Annotated in this window: 15 protein-coding genes and 1 pseudogene; 3 read left to right on the top strand and 13 right to left on the bottom strand. The window is 66.5% G+C overall.

Going from position 1 to position 19,728, the window contains the following annotated elements:
• Positions 1-169 precede the first annotated feature (169 nt).
• The 8 genes and pseudogenes from fusA to FQS62_RS10835 form a co-directional block, all read right to left on the bottom strand.
• The gene (fusA, locus tag FQS62_RS10870) at positions 170-2,206 is read right to left on the bottom strand and encodes an elongation factor G (protein WP_208044083.1); all 2,037 of its coding nucleotides are present in this window, start codon (positions 2,204-2,206) and stop codon (positions 170-172) included.
• A gap of 455 nt (positions 2,207-2,661) precedes the next feature.
• A pseudogene (locus tag FQS62_RS10865) lies at positions 2,662-2,949 on the bottom strand (hypothetical protein); the annotation flags it as partial.
• Positions 2,950-3,024: 75 nt separating this feature from the next.
• The gene (locus FQS62_RS10860; protein ID WP_226053461.1) at positions 3,025-3,774 is read right to left on the bottom strand and encodes a hypothetical protein; all 750 of its coding nucleotides are present in this window, start codon (positions 3,772-3,774) and stop codon (positions 3,025-3,027) included.
• A gap of 64 nt (positions 3,775-3,838) precedes the next feature.
• Positions 3,839-4,600 carry a heme ABC transporter ATP-binding protein gene (locus FQS62_RS10855; RefSeq protein ID WP_049449510.1) on the bottom strand — a complete coding sequence of 254 codons (762 nt, stop codon included), beginning with the start codon at positions 4,598-4,600 and terminating at the stop codon, positions 3,839-3,841.
• Entirely contained in the window at positions 4,597-5,640 is a 1,044-nt protein-coding gene (locus FQS62_RS10850) for a FecCD family ABC transporter permease (protein WP_049449512.1), read from the bottom strand. The genes FQS62_RS10855 and FQS62_RS10850 overlap by 4 nt, the downstream gene beginning before the upstream one ends.
• Complete coding sequence (locus tag FQS62_RS10845) at positions 5,637-6,683, bottom strand: heme/hemin ABC transporter substrate-binding protein (protein WP_208044082.1); 1,047 nt, start codon at positions 6,681-6,683, stop codon at positions 5,637-5,639. Before FQS62_RS10845 ends, FQS62_RS10850 begins: the two co-directional genes overlap by 4 nt.
• A gap of 51 nt (positions 6,684-6,734) precedes the next feature.
• On the bottom strand, positions 6,735-8,111 hold the full coding sequence (locus FQS62_RS10840) for a YncE family protein (RefSeq protein WP_208044081.1): 1,377 nt from the start codon (positions 8,109-8,111) through the stop codon (positions 6,735-6,737).
• Positions 8,112-8,233: 122 nt separating this feature from the next.
• Positions 8,234-9,262: an alpha/beta hydrolase gene (locus tag FQS62_RS10835; RefSeq protein ID WP_208044080.1), complete on the bottom strand. Its 1,029-nt coding sequence runs from the start codon at positions 9,260-9,262 to the stop codon at positions 8,234-8,236.
• Between the two features lie 280 nt (positions 9,263-9,542).
• Here FQS62_RS10835 and FQS62_RS10830 point away from each other — a divergent pair, with 280 nt between their 5' ends.
• Entirely contained in the window at positions 9,543-9,917 is a 375-nt protein-coding gene (locus FQS62_RS10830; protein WP_154349028.1) for a hypothetical protein, read from the top strand.
• Positions 9,918-9,990: 73 nt separating this feature from the next.
• Here the strand turns inward: FQS62_RS10830 and FQS62_RS10825 are convergent, their stop codons facing one another.
• The 5 genes from FQS62_RS10825 to FQS62_RS10805 all read right to left on the bottom strand — a co-directional run bounded on the left by FQS62_RS10825 (position 9,991) and on the right by FQS62_RS10805 (position 17,189).
• Positions 9,991-10,380, bottom strand: coding sequence for a DUF805 domain-containing protein (locus FQS62_RS10825; RefSeq protein ID WP_010485830.1), 390 nt, complete (start codon positions 10,378-10,380; stop codon positions 9,991-9,993).
• 144 nt (positions 10,381-10,524) lie between these two features.
• On the bottom strand, positions 10,525-11,802 hold the full coding sequence (locus tag FQS62_RS10820; RefSeq protein WP_014037159.1) for a replication-associated recombination protein A: 1,278 nt from the start codon (positions 11,800-11,802) through the stop codon (positions 10,525-10,527).
• Between the two features lie 293 nt (positions 11,803-12,095).
• Positions 12,096-12,734, bottom strand: coding sequence for an outer membrane lipoprotein periplasmic chaperone LolA (gene lolA / locus FQS62_RS10815; protein ID WP_088479362.1), 639 nt, complete (start codon positions 12,732-12,734; stop codon positions 12,096-12,098).
• Positions 12,735-12,845: 111 nt separating this feature from the next.
• The gene (locus FQS62_RS10810) at positions 12,846-14,789 is read right to left on the bottom strand and encodes a DUF3857 domain-containing protein (protein ID WP_208044079.1); all 1,944 of its coding nucleotides are present in this window, start codon (positions 14,787-14,789) and stop codon (positions 12,846-12,848) included.
• A 39-nt stretch (positions 14,790-14,828) separates the two neighbouring features.
• Positions 14,829-17,189 (bottom strand): DNA translocase FtsK, encoded by a 2,361-nt coding sequence (locus FQS62_RS10805; RefSeq protein WP_208044078.1) that lies wholly within the window; start codon positions 17,187-17,189, stop codon positions 14,829-14,831.
• Positions 17,190-17,422: 233 nt separating this feature from the next.
• On the opposite strand from FQS62_RS10805, the gene trxB reads away from it, so the two are divergent.
• Both trxB and FQS62_RS10795 read left to right on the top strand, forming a co-directional pair.
• Positions 17,423-18,394 carry a thioredoxin-disulfide reductase gene (gene trxB / locus FQS62_RS10800; RefSeq protein ID WP_057501125.1) on the top strand — a complete coding sequence of 324 codons (972 nt, stop codon included), beginning with the start codon at positions 17,423-17,425 and terminating at the stop codon, positions 18,392-18,394.
• A 102-nt stretch (positions 18,395-18,496) separates the two neighbouring features.
• Positions 18,497-19,621, top strand: coding sequence for a GNAT family N-acetyltransferase (locus FQS62_RS10795; protein WP_049446768.1), 1,125 nt, complete (start codon positions 18,497-18,499; stop codon positions 19,619-19,621).
• The last annotated feature ends 107 nt before the right edge of the window (positions 19,622-19,728 follow it).

Raw genomic sequence — 19,728 nt, 5'->3', positions numbered from 1 at the left:
GGGGGTGCGCAATTTATCGTGAGGCATCACTTTAATCCAGCTTTTTCTGCAGTTTTGTTGCGATGCAGTGCAAAAAATCGCATCCCGAGGGCCGCATCCACGCCATGTGTGGATGTACGGCTCCGGCCACAAAAAAAAGGAGCCCGCGAACGGGCTCCCCTCTCCTTCCTCATGCAGCACGTACCGGCTCGTAGCCGTGCAGGTGCGCCTCGCTGCTCGCCCGCCCCTGGCTGAGCGAACGCAACGACGTGGTGTAACCCACCAGCTGCGCCAGCGGCGCAAAGCCACTGACCTCGGCGCGACCCTCCTGGTCGTCGATGCGGGCAATGCGACCATGGCGACGGTTGAGGTCGCCGACCACATCACCCACCGACGCCGACGGCGAGTGCACCGTCACCGCCATCACCGGCTCCAGCAACTGCGTGCCACCTTCGGCCAGCGCCGCCTTGATCGCCTCGGCACCCGCACGGTGGAACGCCATCTCCGACGAATCCTTGGCGTGGGTCTGGCCATCGACAAGACTGACCTCGATACCGACTACCGGATGACCCTGCGGCCCTTCCGACAGCGCAGCACGTACGCCCTTCTCCACCGCGGCGATGAAGCTGCGCGGCACCACGCCACCCACGATGCGGTCGTTGAACACCACCTGGTCGTCCTCGCGCGGCGAGACATCCAGCACCACGTGCGCGAACTGACCCTGGCCGCCGGTCTGCTTGACCAGCCGCCCGACCACACCCGTCATCGAACGCATCGGCGTCTCCTGGTAGGCCACGCGCGGCGCACCCACGCCCACGTCCACCTTCCATTCACTGCGCAGGCGTTCGACCATCACCTCCAGGTGCAGCTCGCCCATGCCCCAGACCAGGGTCTCCGCCGTGTCGCGATCAGTTTCGACGCGGAACGAGGGATCTTCCTGGGCCAGGCTGGCCAGGCCTTGGGCCATCCGGATCAGGTCGGCCGCACGCGCTGGCTCCAATCGCCAGGCCAGCACCGGCGCCTGGGCCTGGATGTTCTCCAGGCGCAGCGGCTGCGCACGGCCGCTCAGCGTTTCGCCACTGACCGCATCTTTCCAGCCCAGCACCGCGACGATGTCACCGGCCACGGCCTGCTCGATGTCGTGGGTCTGGTCGGCCTGCACCCGCACCAGTCGGCTGACGCGCCGACCCTGCGGATGCTGCGAACTGGCCACCGCGTCGCCCACCTTCAACGTGCCCGAGTACAGCCGCACGAAGCTCAGCGCGCCGTGCTGCTGGTGGGTGATCTTGAACAGCAGGCCGGCCAGCGGACCCTCCGGATCCGGCGGCAGCACCACCTCGCCCTCATCGCTTTCGGCGCTGACGGCAGGACGATCCAGCGGCGACGGCAGGTAATCGACCACGGCGTCCAGCAGCGTCTCGATACCCTTGTCCTTGAACGCAGCACCGGCCAGCACAGGCACGCCCGCACCCGCCAGCGTCGCCCGGCGGATCGCCGCACGCAGCATCCCGGCATCGATCACGCAACCTGCCAACCAGGCATCGGCCAGTTGCTCGTCATGATCGGCCACGGCCTCGACCAGCGCATCGCGTTGGGCTTGCCACTGGGCCCGCGCCGCGTCGTCCCACGGGGTAACCGTCGCTGCCGCGCCGTCCTGCCACTGCAGCACGCGCTCATCGACCAGATCGACCCAGCCGTTGAAGCCGCTTTCGCTGCCCAGCGGCACGCCCAGCGCCCACGGCCGCGCCTGCAGTTTGTCCTGCAGCTGCTCCAGCACGCGCTCGAACGACGCGCCGACGCGGTCCATCTTGTTGACGAAGGCGATCAGCGGCACGCGATGGCGACGCGCCTGGCGCCACACCGTCTCGGACTGCGGCTGCACGCCGTCCACGGCCGAGAACACGGCCACCGCGCCGTCGAGCACGCGCAGTGAACGCTCGACTTCGATCGCGAAGTCGATGTGGCCGGGGGTGTCGATCAGGGTCAGCCGATGCGGCGGCAGGTCACGCGGCGCCCACTGTGCCTGAACGGCGGCAGCGCCGATGGTGATGCCGCGCTCGCGTTCGATCGCCGAGAAATCGGTGGTCGCATTGCCGTCGTGCACTTCGCCGACGCGGTGGATTTCGCCGCTTTTCCACAGCAGGCGTTCGGTCAGCGTGGTTTTGCCGGCGTCGATGTGGGCAATGATGCCAAGGTTGCGACGGCGGGAAAGGACTTGGGTGTTCATGAGAAAGGTTCCTGCAAAGCCAACTTCAGGGGCCGCACACCCCGGTTGGCGACAGGGTGCGCGGCTAGCGTTCGGTCTCGGCGATCTGGTGCATGGCACGTTCTCCTTCGCAGTACTGGGTAGCGTCGAGTAGGTAGAGTCGACTGGGTAGAGTCGACTGTTAGTCGACTAACAAGAAACAAAAACGAAAAGAGCGCCCCGAAGGGCGCTCTGTCGAAGGTCCAGCGATGGCCGCTTCAACGGCGTCGTGGGGCTCCAGGCAGACACGCCCGTTCCGCGCTCGCGCGGGTCAGGGTGAAAAACTTCAGGAGCGGCATCCGGTTCATGGTGCGCATTCTAGACCTGCCAATCTGGCGCGCAAGTGAATATTGCACACAAAAATGGAACGATGAGGCCAGCCTGCGTCAGGTCAGATTCCTTTGCCACAGGCAAAGGGATCTGACAGCTGCAAGGCCTCACTTGCACTCATGCAACCTGCGAGCCTCGGCCACTGTCGTCGCCTGGTCGTCCTCCATCGGGATCCATCCCTTCAACGACATCGCCGGATCCACCTGCGCCTGACGCGGGCCACCGTGGATCACTACCTCCGTCCAGCTGCCGACCGGCGCCAACTCGGACAGACGAGCCGCCTGATCATCTTCGGTACTGAACATGTCATCCGGCGACGCCGGCTTGGCGTTGTTCACGGTCTCGGTCTTGGCCGTCCGAACCCGCAGCGCGCCATCGGCCATGCGCTGAGTGGTATGGAACGATGAGGCCAGCCTGCGTCAGGTCAGATTCCTTTGCCACAGGCAAAGGGATCTGACAGCTGCAAGGCCTCACTTGCACTCATGCAACCTGCGAGCCTCGGCCACTGTCGTCGCCTGGTCGTCCTCCATCGGGATCCATCCCTTCAACGACATCGCCGGATCCACCTGCGCCTGACGCGGGCCACCGTGGATCACTACCTCCGTCCAGCTGCCGACCGGCGCCAACTCGGACAGACGGGCCGCCTGATCATCTTCGGTACTGAACATGTCATCCGGCGACGCCGGCTTGGCGTTGTTCACGGTCTCGGTCTTGGCCGTCCGAACCCGCAGCGCGCCATCGGCCATGCGCTGAGTGGTGACGTCATAGCGCTCCACACCGTAGGCCCAGCTGCTCTCACCCACGCGACGGGTTTCACTGCCGTCGTCGGCTACCTCCACGGAATCGCCCGCCGCTTCGGCCACGGCTGCCAGCGACCCCATTCCGGACATCAGTGCCTGATAGGCAATCATCTGCCGCGTCTCGGGCGCCAACGCGCCGGCACCGGCCTTGCCCGCAGGAATCTTCAGGTACACCGCCTCTTTGCACAGCATCAATACCTGCTGGTCATCCCAGCTGATGAGCATTTCGTCATTGGCGAAGTAGCGGGTCGTTACCGGAACCGCCGGCGCACCCTCGCCGGCCGAATGCCGGCTCTCGATCAGCGAAGCCCGGTCGGCGGCCTTGATCAGGGAGACCGAGGCGGCCGACGCCGTGTTTGCGGCGCACACGGAGGCGACCAGTGCAGACAGAAGCGCGCAGCGCGTGAGGGTACGGATCATTGTGTCAGTCCATTGAAGAAAACGAACTGCACATGATACGTCGCCGCGCAGAACGGCTGGGCTCTCAGGTCACCACCACCAACGGCACCCCACGCCGCGGGTGCTCCAGGACCACCACATCCTGCTGGTAGACCCGCTGCAGGTTGTCTTCGGTCAGCACCTGCAGCGGCGTGCCATCAGCCGCCACCCTGCCCTGTTCCAGCAACACGATGCGGTCGGCATAGCCGGCGGCCAGATTGAGGTCGTGCAGCACCACGATCACGCACGCACCGGCTTCGGCACAGGCGCGCACACTGCGCAGCGTGCGCTCCTGATGGCGCAGATCCAGCGCGGCGGTCGGCTCATCCAGCAGCAGCAACGGCGTGTCCTGTGCCAGCACACGGGCGAACGTGGTGCGGGCGGACTCGCCACCGGACAGCTGCTGCACCTCGCGCAGGCGCAGGGCCTGCAGTTCGGCGGCATCGATTGCCGCCTCCACCTGGGCGTCGTCCACCACCGGATCCGGCGGATGCGGCAACCGCCCCATCGCCACCACTTCCTCCACGCTGAAGGCGAAACGCACGCCGTGCTCCTGCGGCATCACCGCGCGCTCGCGTGCCAGCGGCCCCGCTTTGTAGCAGGCCAAGGGCTTGCCCAGCAGGCTCACCTCACCCTCGTCCGCACGCAGGTCACCGGCAGCCACCGCCAACAGCGTGGATTTGCCCGCGCCATTCGGGCCAACCAAGGCGGTCACCGTGCCCGGCTCGAACGCCAGCGAGATGCCATGCAGGATCTCGCGCTGCTGCCGGCGCACCACCACCTCGTGCAGCTTCAGCAGCACGCTCATGGCGCCGCCTTGCGGCGCTGCTGCAGCACCAGCCAGAGGAAGAACGGCGCACCCAGCGCGGCCGAGAACAGGCCCAGCGGAATCTCTGCGGGCGGATCCAGCGTGCGAGCCGCGGTGTCGGCCACCACGATCAGCAGCGCACCAAGCAGGCCGGACAACGGCAGCAACCAGCGATGCCCTGGGCCGACCAGCAGGCGCGCAACGTGCGGCACCACCAGGCCAACGAAGCTGATCGAACCGGCAAACGCCACCGCTGCGCCCACCAGCAGCGCACTGAACGCCACCAGACGGCGACGCGTGCGGGTGACATCCAGCCCGAGGTGCTGTGCCTGGCGTTCGCCGAGCGCCAGCATGTCCAGCGGCGTGGCCAACCGCTGCAACGCGAACACGCCGATCGCAAACAGTGGCACCACCGCGGCCACGTCGGCCCAGTTGGCGCGCGCCAGCGAGCCCATCTGCCAGAACACCAGCGACTGCAGTTCGCTTTCGCTGGCGATGTAAGTAAGGAAACCGATCAGCGCCGAGCAGAACGCCGCCATCGCGATGCCGACCAGCAGCAGCGTGGCGTTGCCACTGCCTTTGCCGGGCCGCGCCAGCGCGTAGGTCAGGCCGATCGCCAGCGCGCCGCCGGCGAAGGCGGCCACCGGCACCAGCCAACCGGCTGCGCCCGCAGCGCCGAGAACAATGGCAGCCACCGCACCCAGCGCAGCACCCTGGCTGACACCGACGATACCGGGATCGGCCAGCGGGTTACCGAACAGGCCCTGCAGACTGGCACCGGCCATCGCCAGCGACGCACCGACCATCGCACCCAGCAGGGCGCGCGGAATGCGCAGCTGCCAGACCACCGCCAGATCACGGCTGCTGACCGCCTGCGGATCGAGCAGGCCCAGCTTCACCGCCAATGCCTGCATCACCTCCAGCGGCGGCAGCCGCAGCGGGCCCACGGCGAACGAGGCCAGCACTGCCCCCAGCAGTGCCAGCAACGCCACCATCAACATCGCCCGCCCGCGACGGCGGCGCCGATCCGCCGGACTCATGCCTTCGGCAACCCCGCCAGGGCCTTGGCCAGCGCCAGCGCGCCAGCACCGGAACCGACACTGGTGTACTTCAGCTGCACATCCGGCATCACCCAGACCCGGTTGGCTTGCCCGGCCGGGGTCTGCTTCAGCGTCGGGTACGCCTTCCACAGACCCTCGGCACCGCCGAACAGCTTCAGGTCATGCTCGGTCACCAGGATCACCTCCGGCGCCGCGGCGACCACGCCTTCATTGCTCAGCTGCGAGTAGTTCTTCACCCCCGCTTCGGTGCCGATGTTGATGCCGCCAGCCAATGCGATCAGCTGCGCCGACGCACTGTCGGCACCCGCCACGGTCGGTGAGCCACCCGCACCGGTAGCCGACACGTGGATCAGTCGTGGCGCATGGCCCAGGCCCTTGCCAATCGCTGCAGCCTCGTCGAGCTGACGCTGCACCTGCGTGGCAATCGTCTGCCCTGCTTCGGCCAGCCCTAGTGCGGCGGCAACCTTGCGCACCTTGTCCGGCGCCGGCTGCAGGTCATCGATGACCACCGCCGGCTCACCCACTTCGCGCAGCTTTTTGGCCAGCTCGGTGTGGCGGCGCAGGCTGTTGCCGAGGAACAGCGAGCCCTGCAGGCTCAACACGCCCTCCACGCCAGTGGTTCGGTTGAACAGGAACTGGTGCGGCGCGGCCAGGCCGGCCTGGGTGGTGGTATTGGTCGGCGCCGCGAACACCTGCTTGCCCAGCCCCAACGCCTCGATCACCGCGATGACGTCGTCGCCACCGGCGATGATCCGACGGGTGTCGGTCACTTCAATGTCAGCACCATCGTCGGAATGCACCTTGGCCGGCAGCACCGCCTTCTGGTCATGGACGGCCGGCATTTCGGCGCCGGCCACGCGCTGCCAGCCTGCCGGCAATGCGGTTTCCGCAGTGGTCGTTGCGGCGGGCGGCTCCGCGGCCTTCTGCCCATCAGGCGGCGTCGACGAACCGCTACAGGCAGACAGCGCCAGTGAAAAAGCCAACGGAAGCGCACACAGGCGCAGACGGGACGCGATGTTCATGCTTGTTCTCCTTGCTGGCAGGGCGACGCGCTCGCCGCCCTGCCCTGTGACTTACTGCTTCGGGGTGATGCGGGTGATGCGGTCACCCTTCGGGTCTTCGGCGCCACGCGACTTGTTCACCGCGAACACGTTGCCCTTGCCGTCGGCGCGGACATGGTTCGGCAGCGTGCCGCCATCGAGGTTGGCGACCACCTTGCCGTCACCATTCACCACGGTGACCGTGCCAGCGCCACGGTTGCTGACATAGGCCAGGCCGGAGGCATCATCGAAGGCGACGTTCAGCGCACCGGCGCCGACCGGCACGTCATGCAGCACCTTGCCGGCCGCCACGTCGACGATCAGCAGGTTGTCGGTGCCCTGCGAGGCCACGTAAAGGCGGTTGCGTGCCGCGTCGAAGGCCACGCCCGAGGCACTGATCGAATTACCCAGGTCGATGACCTTCTCGACCTTGCCGCTGGCCACATCGATCACCGCCGCTTCCGGCGTGCCGATGCTGACGGTGAACAGCTTGCCGCCCTTCTCATCCAGCACCAGGCTCATCGGGGTGAACTTGCCGTCGTCCACGCCGGATTCCAGCGTCACCTGCGGCAGTTCCTTGAAGGTCTTCGCATCGAACACCGACAGGTGGTCCTCGCCGGTGGCAGAAGCGAACACCTTGCCGCGCGTGCCGTCGACCACCACGTCGCGCGCGTGCGGCACGGCATCGACCGGGAACTGATGGACCAGCGACAGGTCCTTCTGGCGATAGACCGCGATGGAATTCTGGCGGGTGTTGGTGACCCAGACATTGCCGTTGGCGTCATCCACGCCCACGCCGTAGACCGCGTACACCGCGCCATTGGTGCTGCCCGGCACCTGCGCCGGGGTGATCGCCTTGGTCACCTTCAGCGACTTCGGGTCCAGCTTCAGCAGCTGCGACTGTGTCACCGGCGGGCGACCCACCGCCGAGGTCACGAACAGTGCGTTGCTGGCGGCGCTGTAGGCGGACTGGTACAGGCCCGGCACCAGCTTGTTGGACTGGGTGGCGAACTGCGCCTGGCCGGACAGCGGCAGCTGCGGCGAAACGCGCAGCTTCAGCACGGTGGCCGCAGCCGGTTGGCTGGCGCGCACCACCACCGGATGGGTGCCCGGCACCGCGTCGGCCGGAATGCTCAACTGGGCCTTGAAGTTGCCATCAGCATCGACCACCAGCGGCTGCGCGTTGAGCACGCTGTCACCGCGCAGCAGGCTGACCTTCTGGCCCGGCACGAACCCACGGCCGACCACGTCGGCAGTGCTGCCGGGAACCACGTTCTCACCGCGTGAGACGACCTCACCCTTGAAGGTGGCGTTGGCCGGCTGGTCGAACACCGGCTGCGCGGTGGTGGTCACCGCCAGCAACAGGCCGGCGGCGAGAGAGGTGAGACGGAAAGACGGACGGAACGACATGGAAGGCTCCTTGCACACGTAGGCCGCGCCACGTGACGCGGGATTCATCGGTTGCCTGGGCCGCTGCACGCCGGCAGCCTCGCCTGGGTAGTGGGGTCGCACGGCATCGCGTGCGAAGGGATTCACTCGGCGGCGTTGTCACCATCCGTGGGGGCACCGTCACCGGCGCTGCGGTCGGTCACGCCGTACAGTTCATGCAGCGCAGCGTGGAAGGAAGCCGGCAGCATCGGGCCGTGACCGAGGCCGTCGAACTCGCGGTACTGCACGCTCAGGCCCGGCACCTTGCCCAGCCGCTCGGACAATTGCATCGCCGCATCCGGGGTGGCACCGCCGATGCGACGCAGGTGTGCGACCACGCGCGGATTGTTCATGTCGCGTTTGCCACGATCGCCGACGCGCTCGGCACCGCCCAGCATCAGCCAGAGCTTTGCCGGCTGGCCATGCACGTTCTGCACGAACTGCTGTTCCGGATCGCCCAGTGCCGCGCCCTGGCTCCACCACAGCGACGGGCTGGCCGCCAGATAGAACTGGAAGGCGGCGGGGCGGGTGTACAGCGCGTTGAGTACGAACAACCCGCCCAGCGAGTGACCCCACAGCGCTTGCTGCTGCGTATCGATGCGTGCGCGACGCTCGACTTCCGGCTTGATGCGGCGCTCGATCACGTCCAGGAAGGCTGCGGCACCACCGCCGACCGCCTGGGTTATTCCGCTTTCATCGTCGGCGCGATCGATCCATGCGGTGTAGTCGCGGGTGCGCGCCTTGGAATCAATGCGCAGGTCATTGTCGTAGCCGATCAGCACCAGCACCGGTGGCGCCTTGCGCGCGGCCAGTTCGGCCAGCAACGGCTGGTCCAGCACCATGGCGACGGCGTTGCCGTCCAACGCGTACAGCACCGGCAGCGGCGCCTTGCCGGCCTTGGCGGGGATCGCCACATTCACCCGCCAGCGGCGTTGCTGGTCGGGGCTGTCCACCACGAAATGCTCAAAGCGATAGCTGGCCGCGGGCTCGTCGAGCACGGTGTGACCGATCTTCTGCAGCGGATTGCGCTGCTGTGCATGGGCGTACGGGGTGGCCAGGAGCAGACCCATCATCAAGGCGGCCAGGCCGCGGGCCAGCGGACCACGGCGCGAAGGAAGGACGAAATGCTTCATCAGCGGCGGCAGAAGCGGCCCAGGGCCGCCGGTTCACAAGGGACCGCAGTCTACCTTAAACGCGAATGATTATCACATCGATCAAACGTCACGCTGTGTATCACGCGCGCGCATGCCCGGGTTGCGCAAGGGGCGGCACTTCCCCTATTTTGCCGCCCATCGGGGCATTGGATCGCCCCGCTTCCAGCGCAGCCATGGATGGCGGGTACTTGCCGCCATCCGGGTCGCGTTCATCTGTACACAACCGCCATGGGATTGGATCCCATGATTGTGAGAACCCTTGAAGCACAACGCACTGATCGCACTTGCCCTCGGCCTGCTCGCCCCGCTGGCCGCCCACGCCGCGCAGGACCTGCCAACGCTCTACCAGGCCTTTGAAGAGGCCGGTAATTCGTCACTGGGCATGGACCAACTCAACCAGACGGTGACCTTCACTGCCGTAGCACTGAGCGTTTCCAGCAACCTGGCGGGCGAGCCGCTGATCGAGGCCGGCGATGACCAGGGCAATGTCATGGCCCGACTGACCACGGACGATGAACAGCAGGCCGCCAAGCTGGGCGCACTGGAAGAAGGCGCAACCTTCACCGCCAGCTGCACGCTGCAGTTCAGCTCGGGCACCGATTACCTGTCCTTCGGCGATTGCACCATCAAGTAAAGATGAAGCCGGCAAGATGCCGGCTTCTTTTCTTTGCCTCTGTAGCGTCGAGCCATGCTCGACTCACGCAACGTCACGGCCCCGAAGGCACCGGACCATAAACGTTCTCCTGCGGCGTGCCCGGCAGCAACGAGAAGATCATGATCACGATCCCGCCGCCTGGCACCAGCGCCAACAGGAACAGCCAGCCCGACTGGTTGCAGTCATGCAGGCGGCGTACGGTCACCGCGATCAGCGGCACGATCGTGACCAGCCACATCACACACAGCAGTACCACCATGCCGATCAGGATGCCGGCCAGCGCATCGGCACTGTTGCGCAGAAGGATCGCCAGCACGCCGGCCAGCAGCATCACTGCCGTTGCGACCAGGAACAGGAACAGCTGGTACATCCAGTACTCGCGGCGGTTGGCGCGACCCTCGAACTGGGCGTAGCGCTTCAACGGCAGAATCATTTCCTGCACGGCATCAATCCTTGAAAAAGTAGCCGCGCAGTGTGCCAAAGACCGGCGCCGGGGACAATGTAGCGCCGAGCCATGCTCGGCTGTCGGGAGCCGTGAGGCGCTGCGAAAAGCAGTCGAGCATGGCTCGACTCTACAGAAGCCGGGTCAGCGGCCCTTCGCGGCTCGCGCGGCCTCACGCTCCGCGCGCAGCCGATCCAGTTTTTCCTTCAACTTGATCTCCAGCCCGCGCGGCACGGGGTTGTAGTACACGCGCTCACCCATCGCATCGGGGAAACCGGTCTGGTCCAGTGCGATACCGCCTTCGGCATCATGGTCGTACTGGTACTCGGCGCCGTAGCCCAGCTCTTTCATCAGCTTGGTCGGCGCATTGCGCAGGTGCAGCGGCACTTCTTCGGTACCACTCTCGCGCACGTCGGCCTTGGCCTGGTTGAAGGCCGCATAGCCGGCATTCGACTTGGCGGTGCTGGCCAGGTAGAGCACCAGCTGGGCGAACGCCAGCTCGCCTTCCGGGCTGCCCAGCCGCTCGTAGATGTCCCAGGCTTCCAGCGCCATGCTCTGCGCGCGCGGATCGGCCAGGCCGATATCCTCAATCGCCATGCGGGTCAGTCGGCGCGCCAGGTAAGACGGATCGCAGCCACCATCGAGCATGCGGGTCAGCCAGTACAGCGCGGCATCCGGGTTGGAACTGCGTACCGACTTGTGCAGCGCCGAGATCTGGTCGTAGAACTGCTCGCCGCCCTTGTCGAAGCGACGGGTACGGTCGGCCAGCACCTGGGTCAGGGTCTGCGGGGTGATGCGACCGCCCTCCCCGCCCGCCAGCTCGGCGGCGATTTCCAACAGGGTCAGCGCACGACGCACGTCACCATCGGCGGCGGTGGCGATTTCCAGCAGCAGTTCGGGAGCGACCTCGATGCCCTCTTCGCCCAGGCCGCGCTCGCGATCACCCAGCGCACGCTCCAGCGCCTCGACGATGTCGGTCGGCGAAACGCCTTCCAGCACATGCACGCGGCAACGTGACAGCAGCGCTGAGTTCAGCTCGAAGGACGGGTTTTCGGTGGTGGCGCCGACGAACAGGATGGTGCCGCGCTCGATGTGCGGCAGGAATGCATCCTGCTGCGCCTTGTTGAAGCGGTGTACCTCATCCACGAACAGCACGGTGCGGCGGCCTTCGGCGAAGCGTTGCGCGGCCTCGGCCAGCACCTGGCGCACTTCTGGCAGCCCGGACAGCACGGCGGAGATGGCACGGAACTCGGCGTCGGAATATTCGGCCAGCAGCAGCGCCAGCGTGGTCTTGCCACAGCCCGGCGGCCCCCACAGGATCATCGAATGCACGCGACCGGATTCGACCGCGCGGCGCAGCGCACTGTCCGGCGCCAGCAGGCGCTTCTGCCCGACCATTTCGTCGAGGGTTCGCGGGCGCATGCGCTCGGCCAGCGGGCGCAGATGTTCCCGATCGACGCTCAGCAGATCGGGGCCGGGGAAGGAGGTTGAACGATGTCTTGCCACCCGCCCATTGTACCGCTAGCGCGTGCCAACCAAGGTTGGCACCCACCAGCGCCGGGCCATGATCGGGTAGTGCCGGCCGCCGGCCGGCAGATCAAAAGCGTGTCAACCAAGGTTGACACCCGCCGGAGCAGAAGGTTGACACCCGCCAAGGCGGTGCCGGTTGACACCCACCAGAGCAGTTGACGCCAAGCCATGCCCGGCGACCGCCATCAATTACCGATGACGTCGGTACCCTTCGGCGGCGTAAAGCTGAAGGTGCCGGCAGCGAAACCCGGGTTGCGCTTCCAGCCACTGAAGCTGATCACGGTACGCTGGCCAACAGCATCGGTGATTTCCATCTTGGCCAGGCCCTGGGCGTTGAAGCCCAACGCGGCGTACTGGAAGCTGGCTTCGGTCTCGCGCTTCGGCGAAAGCGACAGCCACTGCAGGCCATCGCGCTGTGCGGCCTCTTCACTGACGTCGTACTGCTGCTCCAGCAGCGCCGGGTTGATCAGTGCGGTCAGCGGGCTGTTCTGCTCTTCCTTGCCCTGCTCGCGCACGGTGGCCTGCTCCAGGTCCGGCTCATACATCCAGACCTTCTTGCCATCAGCCACGATCAGCTGTTCGTGCGGGCGCACGTACTCCCAGCGGAACAGGCGCGGCGCCGACAGCGCCACACGGCCACTGGTCGATTCCTTCACCTTGCCACGGCTGTCGAACACCTGCTGGCTGAACTGGCCATCCAGGCCCTTCAAGCCACTGGTGAAGGACTTCAGGTCATCGCGGGCGCCAGCCCAGGCGCTGCCAGCGGCGGCGCAGGCCACGGCCAGGGTGGTGGTGGCAAGGAAACGGCGGAAGCGGAAGTTCATGCGGGAATCCTGTGGGCGCGGGCGCCAGGAAAGGTGGTTGCCAGTGTGCCCGGGGAAAGATGAATGGGCGATCAGGGCGACATTATGCCGCCCTGAACGTCCATCGGCGATTCAGCCGCCGGAGCCCGGCAGCTTGCCGTACAGCACCTGGCCGCGGAAACCACGCCGCACTTCGCGATACAGCGCGCGGAACGCCGGATAGTCCTGTGGCTGGCACAGCGCCTCTGGGCCGCGCACCGCGTTCTGCTGCAACCGGTGATGCACGATCACGTCCTGGCCCTCACGGCTCCAGTCCACCCGGTACTCACCGGCGGCATTCGCAAAGCGCTGGCTCGCCGGGATGGCGATGATCGGCGCGTTGGCCGGAAACTGCAGGCGATAGGTCTCTTCGCGCAGGCTGGCATTGCAGTAGAACGGCGTCTCGTTGGCCGGCGCCGAGGCGGTGGCGTACAGGCCGCGCACCGATTCGCCACCCGGCGGGTCGGGCACGGCCATGCCGCCGGCCACGCTGAAGTCGGCGTAGTCCTCGGCCTGGAACGCCATGCGGTAGCCGAACGGCCGGGTCAGGTCGACCGGAACGCCTTGGATCTGCAGCTGCCCTCGCCCGTCGAAACCGGACGCCGCCATGATCTGCTCTTCAGCGCGCGCACGGTTCTGCGCATTGAGCTGGGAGAACTGGGCGCGCATGCCGATCTCGGCGTTCTCGCCCAGCTTCGGGATCGTCTCGCCGCGCAGGTTGCCGTTGGCGTCGAAGGTGAAACGCACGTCCATCGAGGTGGCATTGAGCTCCGGCGTGTTGGCCGGGGTACGCGCCAGCGTGGCGTCACGGGTACGCATCACCGGGGCGCCCAGGTCACCTTCCGGCAACTGTCCGAAGCGCGCCCACGCAGTGGTCGAATCCAGGTACAGATCGAACTCGGGAATATAAGTGATGGCGTGGTTGAAGCGGCCCAGAACCGGAATCTTCGGCAACGTCGGGCCACCGCCGGCACCGATCAGCACCGGCGAGCTGGCGATGCCCTTGGCCGCCAGCAGCGCCTCGAGGATCGTCACGTGATCCTTGCAGTCGCCATAATGGTTGTCGAGGATGCTCTGCGCGCTGTTCGGCTCCAGGCCGCCATTGCCCAGGTACACCGCCACATAGCGGATGTTCTGCGCCACCCAGCGGTACAGCGCGTCAGCCTGCTCGCGACGGTCGCTGATGCCAGTCGTGATTTCGTCTGCCAGCGCCTGCAGTTCCGGTGTGACCTGCGCGGCCGGGCCGGCCTTGAGCTGGTAGGCGCGCCCCATCTGCGACCAGTCACGATAGGTGCTGGCCATGATGTTCGGGCCGAACTCCCAGCCCGCCGCCGACCAGTTCTGTGCCGGCATGGCTTCGCGCCGCTGGTAGCGCCAGCGCCACTGCGCCTGGCCGTTCTTCACCGTGGGGCGATCGCTGCCCTGCACGCCGCGGCTGTCGACGAACATCGGCAGGTTGGCCGGCGCACTCAGGGTGACCTCGGCGTCCTCGTACTCGGTGAACACATTGAAGGTCTCCCACAGGCCGAAATAGCCCGGGAAGTACGGCGTGGCCTGGGTGCGGCGCACCTGGTAGTACAGGCGCGTGCCCGGGGCCAGGTTCGGGAACACGATCACCCGCACCTTGCGGTCGGCATACATCGCCGCCGAGGCGCTGGAGTAGCTCTCCTGGGTGTAGATGCGGTCGGCGGGTACGTCGCGGCGCTGGCCATCGGCGGTGATGGTGTAGGCGCCGAGCACTTCCAGCGTCTCCATCTTCTCGCTGTAACTCAGCCGCACCTGGCTGAACTGCTCGACCGAGGCCTTGGTCTTGAGCAGGACTTCGTAGGTTTCGGTCTGTACATTGCCCGCATCGGGCCGCACCTGGTAGTCGGCGCGGTAACGGACAATGCTGAAATTATTGCTGGCTTCGGTATCGCCGCTGGTGGAAGGCGGCGCCGTGGCGGGCGCGGAGGTGGCGGTTTCTGCCAGTGCCGGGCCGGCAGCCAGGAAGGCTGCCAGCGCCAGTGCCAGCGCGCTTGGTACGGGGTGAAGCATGCGTCGGTTCCTTGGACGTCGTGGGGGATACGTCGGGTCTTACTTCGGCGGCGGCGGTGCCAACACCGTGCGGTCGCCGTTGTGCTCGGGCGAGCTGACCACGCCGGCCGCTTCCATGGCCTCGATCAGTCGCGCTGCACGGTTGTAGCCGATCTTCAGCCGGCGCTGCACGCCGGAAATCGAGGCACGGCGGGTCTCGGTGACCACCCGCAGCGCTTCGTCGTACAACGGGTCGGACTCGTCGCCGGCAGAGCTGTTCTCTGGCAGGCCGGTGGCGCCGACGACCACGCCGTCACCCATCGTCTGCACTTCGTCCAGCACGCCGTCGACATAGTCGGCCGGGCCCATCGCCTTGAGGTGCTCGACCACGCGATGCACTTCCTCGTCGGAGACGAAGGCACCGTGCACGCGCTCGGGCATGGCGGTGCCCGGCGGCAGGTACAGCATGTCACCGTGGCCCAGCAGGGTTTCCGCGCCGGACTGGTCGAGGATGGTGCGCGAGTCGATCTTGGAGCTGACCTGGAAGGCGATGCGGGTCGGGATGTTGGCCTTGATCAGGCCGGTGATCACGTCCACCGACGGGCGCTGCGTGGCCAGGATCAGGTGGATGCCGGCCGCACGTGCCTTCTGTGCCAGGCGCGCGATCAGCTCTTCCACCTTCTTGCCGACGATCATCATCATGTCGGCGAATTCGTCGATGAAGATGACGATGAACGGCAGCGTCTCCAGCGGGCGCGGCGCCTCGCCCAGTTCCGGGTTCGGCTTGAACAGCGGGTCCATCAGTGGCTGCCCGGCATCCTGGGCTTCCTTCACCTTCTTGTTGAAGCCGGCCAGGTTGCGCACGCCCACCGCGCTCATCAGCTTGTAGCGGCGCTCCATCTCGGCCACGCACCAGCGCAGGCCGTTGGCGGCCTCCTTCATGTCGGTGACCACCGGCGCCAGCAGGTGCGGGATGCCCTGGTAGACGCTCAGTTCGAGCATCTTCGGGTCGATCATCAGCATCCGCAGATCTTTCGGCGAGGCCTTGAACAGCAGGCTCAGCACCATCGCGTTGACCGCCACCGACTTGCCCGAACCGGTGGTACCGGCCACCAGCAGGTGCGGCATGCGCGCCAGGTCGGCCACGGTCGAGCGGCCAGCGATGTCCTTGCCCAGCGCCAGGGTCAGCACGCTGGCCGACTTGTCGTACTCCTTCGAACGCAGCAGCTCGGAGAGGTAGATCATCTCGCGGGTGACGTTGGGAATTTCCAGGCCGATCACCGACTTGCCCGGAATCACGTCGACCACGCGCACCGACTTCACCGACAGGCCGCGCGCGATGTCCTTGTCCAGCGAACTGATCTGGCTGACCTTGATGCCCGGCGCGGGCTCGATCTCGAAGCGGGTGATGACCGGGCCAGGGTTGGCGCCGACCACCTGGGCGTCGATGCGGAAGTCCTTCAGCTTGAACTCGATCTGCCGCGACAGCGCGTCCAGGGTTTCCTTGTCGTAGCCCACCGGCTGCGGCTTGGGGTCGTCCAGCAGAGCCAGCGGCGGCAGGTCCGAGCCGTCGCCGTTTACGCCACGGAACATCGGGATCTGCGTGTCGCGCTTGGCCCGATCACTCTTCTCGATCACCGGTTCCGGGCGCGGCTCGATCTTCACCGGCTCGCGCTTGGCGCGCACCTCGGCATCGGCCTTGCGCACTTCCTGGCGCTCCTCGCGCATCACCCGGGTCTGCTGCCACTCGGTGACTTCTTCCTTCTTGCGCGCCAGCAACGGCGCCAGCGACATCACGCCGCGGCCGATCTTTTCCATCACCGTGAACCACGACAGCCCGGTGGCCAGGGTGATCGAGGCCAGCAGCAGCACCAGCACGAACAGGTTCGCGCCCAGCGCGCCGAAGCCCACGGTGAGCGAATTGCCGACCAGCTTGCCGAGGATGCCGCCGGCACTGGAGATATCACCACTGAACAGGCGCACGTGCAGGAAGCCGGTACCGGCGATGAGGAAGCCGACCAGACCGACCAGGCGCAGTGCCGGGTCCAGGTCGTTCTCGCCCTTGCTTTCGCGCTTGAGCCCGAACATGGCGATCCACGCCAGCGCGCCCAGCACCACGGGCAGCAGGAAGGCGATGTAGCCGAACAGCTGTAGCAGCACGTCGGCGATCCAGGCCCCGGCGCGGCCGCCGAGGTTGTGCACCGGCGCGATCACGCTGCCGGTATGCGACCAGCCCGGGTCCGTCGCTGAATAGGTGAAAAGACTGGCCGCCAGGTAGAGCAGGGCCGGCGCGATGGCGATCAGGCCCAGATCGCGCCAGAGGCGCTGGCGGCGTGGATTGTCGGTCGTCGCCGCCGCGGCCGTGCGACGTGACGCCTTGCTGTCGTCGGACTTGGAGCGTTCGGGGACCTGCTTCGCCACCTTAGACCATACCTTTGGAATGCGCTGTTAGTGATTGATAATAAATGAGACGGCGTCAGTTTTCAGTTATGCGACATCTGACAGGGTCTGCGGAGGGCAGGACCCACCGCTGGATGACGGCGTTCTGTTCATCGGCTTGAATCGCCCTGCCCCAGCCGCCACTCTATGACCTGCCACGGATGCTGCGCAAATATCGCCAGCGCCTTGTCCCATCTACCTTTTCGCGAGTTTACATGAGCACCAGCCTGCCCTCCCGCCACCAGCGCCTCGTCATCCTCGGTTCCGGCCCGGCCGGTTGGACCGCCGCCGTCTACGCCGCCCGCGCCAACCTGAAGCCGGTCGTGATCACCGGCCTGCAGCAGGGCGGCCAGCTGATGACCACCACCGAGGTGGACAACTGGCCGGGTGACGCCCACGGCCTGATGGGCCCGGACCTGATGGCGCGCATGCAGGCTCATGCCGAGCGCTTCGAGACCGAGGTCATCTTCGACCACATCCACACCGCCGACCTGTCGCAGCGCCCGTTCAAGCTGATCGGCGACAGCCACGAGTACACCTGCGATGCGCTGATCATTTCCACCGGCGCCACCGCCAAGTACCTGGGCATCCCGACCGAAGACGAGTTCAAGGGCCGCGGCGTGTCCGCCTGCGCCACCTGTGACGGCTTCTTCTACCGCGACCAGGACGTGGTCGTGGTGGGTGGCGGCAACACCGCCGTGGAAGAGGCCCTGTACCTGTCCAACATCGCCCGCAAGGTCTACCTGGTCCACCGCCGCGACACCCTGAAGGCGGAGAAGATCATGCAGGACAAGCTGTTCAAGAAGGTGGCCGAAGGCAAGATCGAGACCGTCTGGCACCACCAGGTGGAGGAAGTGCTGGGCAACGACGCCGGCGTGACCGGTGTGCGCGTGAAGTCCACGCTGGACGGCAGCACCCGCGACATCGACGCCCACGGCTTCTTCGTGGCCATCGGCCACCACCCGAACACCACCCTGTTCGACGGCCAGCTGGCAATGAACAACGGCTACCTGGAAATCCGTTCGGGCCTGGGCGGCAATGCCACCCAGACCTCGGTGGAAGGCGTGTTCGCCGCCGGCGACGTGGCCGACCAGCACTACCGCCAGGCGATCACTTCGGCCGGCTTCGGCTGCATGGCGGCGCTGGATGCCGAGCGCTACCTGGACGCGCAGGGCAAGGCCAGCTGAGAGGCTGACCCGCTTCTGTAGGGTCGAGCCACGCTCGACTCCGGATAGAAGGCCGACGCCAGTGCGTCGGCCTTTCTGTTTCATCTGCCCTATCCTTCCCTCATGTCCTCCCCTCGCTTCCTCGACTCCCTGCAGTCCATTGCCGCCGCCGACTGGGATGCACTGCACGACGGCCGCAATCCTTTCGTCAGCCACGCCTTCCTGTCGGGCCTGGAACAGCATGGCTGCCTGCGTGAGGACTGGGGCTGGCAGCCCCGGCACTTCACGCTGTGGGAGGGCGACACGCTGGTCGGCGCCATTCCGGGCTACCTGAAGACCAATTCGCACGGCGAGTTCGTGTTCGACCATGCCTGGGCCAACGCGTATGCCCGTCATGGCCGCGACTACTATCCGAAGTGGCTGGGCGCGGTGCCGTACTCGCCGGTCACCGGCCCGCGGCTGCTGGCCCGTCACGATTCAGAGCGCGCCACCTTGCTGTCGGCATTGCGCGAGGCGCTGCCGACGCTGGATGTGTCCTCGGCCCATATCAACTTCCATGCCGCCGGCGACGAGGTCCTGTTCGGCGATGACTGGCTGCTGCGCGAGGATGTGCAGTTCCAGTGGCAGAACCCCGGTGACTGGGCGACATTCGACCAGTTCCTCGGTGCGATGAATCACAAGCATCGCAAGAACATCCGCCAGGAACGCGCCAAGGTCACCCGCCAGGGCATCAGCTTCCGCGTGGTGCACGGCGACGAGGCCAGCCGCGCGGACCTGCAGGCGATGTATCGCTTCTACCTGCAGACGTTCCTCGAGTACGGCAACGCTCCGGCGCTGACCGAGGCGTTCCTGCGCCATCTGGCCATTTCATTGGGTCGCGGGCTGGTGCTGTTCCTGGCCGAACTGGACGGCGAGCCGATTGCCGGGGCGCTGTGCCTGCGCGGTGGCGACACGCTGTACGGCCGCTACTGGGGCGGCGCCACCCTGCCCGGCCTGCACTTCGAAGCCTGCTACTACCAGGGCATCGAATACTGCCTGCGCGAAGGGCTGACCCGTTTCGAGCCGGGTGCACAGGGCGAGCACAAGCTGGCGCGCGGGTTCCTGCCGACGCGGGTGCGCAGCCGGCACTGGGTGGCTGATGCGGATTTCGCAGAAGCACTGCAGGACTGGTGCCGGCAGGAGCGGCGCGATGTGCGGCGGTACCAGCAGGAGTTGCAGGGGCATGGGCCGTTCCGCGTAGAGTCGTAGAGTCGAGCTTGCTCGACTGGCGCGGTACCGAGAAGCGTGCCAACCAAGGTTGGCACCTACCAGAGCAATGAGGCCTGCCAACCAAGGTTGGCACCTACCAGAGCAAT

Source organism: Stenotrophomonas sp. SBJS02 (genome assembly GCF_020428325.2).
GTDB lineage: Bacteria > Pseudomonadota > Gammaproteobacteria > Xanthomonadales > Xanthomonadaceae > Stenotrophomonas > Stenotrophomonas africana.
Note: the sequence above shows the minus strand (reverse complement) of the source record. Positions and strands in the feature narration are given on the sequence as shown.